Source organism: Dokdonella sp. (assembly GCF_036518555.1).
In the GTDB taxonomy this organism is placed as follows: domain Bacteria; phylum Pseudomonadota; class Gammaproteobacteria; order Xanthomonadales; family Rhodanobacteraceae; genus Dokdonella_A.
Map to the genome: position 1 here is coordinate 1 of NZ_DATDMY010000294.1, position 2,527 is coordinate 2,527.

General features: G+C 66.8%; 3 protein-coding genes. All 3 read right to left on the reverse strand.

The genetic code is table 11. From position 1 onward, the window contains the following. The coding region (locus VI238_RS15920) for a HAMP domain-containing sensor histidine kinase (RefSeq protein WP_331653130.1) at positions 1-897 on the reverse strand (897 nt) is incomplete at its 3' end. After that, a complete protein-coding gene (locus VI238_RS15925; RefSeq protein WP_131992204.1) occupies positions 881-1,567 on the reverse strand; it encodes a response regulator transcription factor in 687 nt (228 codons plus the stop codon). The genes VI238_RS15925 and VI238_RS15920, both read right to left, overlap by 17 nt. Positions 1,568-1,987: 420 nt before the next feature. Next, on the reverse strand, positions 1,988-2,527 hold a 540-nt coding region (locus VI238_RS15930), incomplete at its 5' end, for a TonB family protein (protein WP_331653135.1).

Sequence of the window (2,527 nt, forward strand, 5' to 3'; positions counted from 1 at the left end):
CTGCTCGACGACCTTCGCGACGTCCGTCGTTTCGCCGTCGGTCGGTGCCTGGCGCTCGCGTCGCGACAGCAGCAGCAGCGCATCGATGAGTTCGCTCGACTGGCGCACCGCGCGCTCGATCCGCCGCAGGCGCTCGCGCAGCTTGTCGGTGAGGTCGGGCGAGCCCTGCAGCAGCTCGGTCGTGCTCGCGATCACCGCGAGCGGCGTGCGCAGCTCGTGGCTGACGTCGGCGTTGAACTCGCGGTCGCGCTGGACCATTTCGGTCAGGCGCGTGGAATAGTCGTCGAGCGCGGCGGCGAGCTGGCCGACTTCGTCGTCGGCGAAGTGCGCCTTGAGGAGTTCAGGCCGGCCCGACCGGCTCATCGCTCGCACGCGGTTCGCGAGTTCGATGACCGGGCTCATCACGCGCGCCGACAGCCAGAAGCCGATTACGAGCGAGAGCACCGCGAACGCGAGCACCGACGCCGCGAGCACGGTGAGCAGCTGGCGCTCGCCGAGCTTCTGCGTGCTGACGTCGAAGCGCAGGTAGGCCCAGAAATCGTGGTCCTTGTAGACCGCGAGCTTGTACGGCCGCGTCTTGCCCTCGCGGCCGATGTCCTCGATGTCGTAGACGCCTGCTTCGAAGCTCTGCCACGCGAGCGGTACGGTCGCCGTGCGCCCGGCCCGCACGATCTGCAGCTGGATCAGCGACATCGGGAACTGCGCGTCGGGCGACAGGTTGTCGCGCTTGAAATCGACGAAGTGGCGCAGCTCGCGTTCGAGCGTGGTGTTGACGAGCTGGTCTTCCAGCCGCGTGCGCATGTATACGGTCGCGACCGCGAACAGCGCCGTGAGGCCGAGCCCGAACAGCGCGAATGAAATGATGATGCGTGAGCGGAGCCTACGCCGGTAGCGCATCCGGATCGACCATGCGGTAGCCGATGCCGTGGCGGGTCTGGATCAGCGCCTTGTCGAACGGCTTGTCGATCTGGGCACGCAGCCCATGGATGTGCACGCGCAGCGAATCGCTGTCGGGAAGTTCCTCGCCCCAGACGCGCGTTTCCAGTTCCTGGCGCGTCACCACCGACGGCGCCGCTTCCATGAGCGACTGCAGCAGCTTGAGGCCGATCGGATTGAGCGTGATCTGCTTGCCGGCGCGACTGATCGTCAACGTGTCGAGGTTGTAGGTGAGATCGGCGAGCTGCAGCACGCGGCTCTTGCCACCCTTGCCGCGGCGGCCGAGCACCTCGAGGCGCGCGGCGAGCTCCTGCAGCGCGAACGGCTTGACCATGTAGTCGTCGGCGCCCGACTCGAACCCCGTGAGCTTGTTGTCGAGCGAGTCGCGCGCGGTGAGCATGAGCACCGGCGTCTGGCGCTTCGCTTCCTGGCGCAGCTTGCGGCAGACCTCGAGGCCGTCCATGCCGGGGAGCCCGAGGTCGAGCACGATCACGTCGAAGTCGTTGACGACCGCGAGGTGCAAGCCGGTGACGCCGTCGCCTGCGAAATCGACGACGTGCCCCTTGTCCGCGAGGAAGTCGCCGATGTTCGCGGCGATGTCGCTGTTGTCTTCGATGACCAGAATGCGCATGGGTATCTACTTTAACGCGTGAACCAGCCGATGCGGAGCACACCGGACGCTGAGGACGTTTCGGGGAGTTGGGGGCGGTTGCCGGAAAGCCCAACGGGTGCGCCATCGCACGCGGAGCGTGCTGTCGTCGGAGAGTGCAGCCATCGATGGCCACTTCTGGATTCCAACGAAGGCTGCGACTTCAATGCGACGCCGGTCTCGAGGGCCCTGCGACCCCGGATGGATCGCAAAAACAAAAGAAAATGGCCCAAGGAGGTGCCATTGGGGGAACACACCTCGCTTGGGCCAAAAAGCTACTGCCCCGATTACCGTACTCTGCCAGTCACCAGACCTGACTTAGGAGTGTCGAGCAGAACTACAGTGGGGCCGACTATAGGGACGCATTGATTAAACGATCGTTAAAGCCCTCTGAGGCTTGCGTTAACCACCGGTCTTCGGCGGCCATGCGTTGATATTGGACACCTGTGCCGCGCGACCCTCGGCAGGATCGCGGCAGATCAGCGACCCGGTCGACTGCACGCACTCCTCGTGCGCGGCGCCGTGGCCCTTCGGCGCGAACACGAATGCCTGCGTGTACCGCATCGGGTGTTCCGGCAGCGTCGACGGGTCGAAGCGCCATTGGCGCAGTGCGCGCTCGGCGGCGCGCTCGAACGCCCCGCCCTTGGCGCCGACGAACTCGATGTCCTTGACCGAGCCGTCCTCGGCGATCGAAAACGTCGCCTCGACGCGGCCGGTCTGCGACGAGTAGTAGTTCGGGAAGCTCGGTGCGACGACGTAGGTCGCGACCGGCGGTTTCGGCGCGGCGGGCGCGGCAATCGGCTCGAGTGGCACCGATGCAGCGGCGGGCTTCGCGACGTCGATCGCGCGCGCGACCGGCGGCGCAGGGGTCACCCGCTCGCTGGGCGTGCTCGCGATCGGGGTCGGCGCTGCAGCGAGCGGCGACGGCGCAGGCGCCGCGAC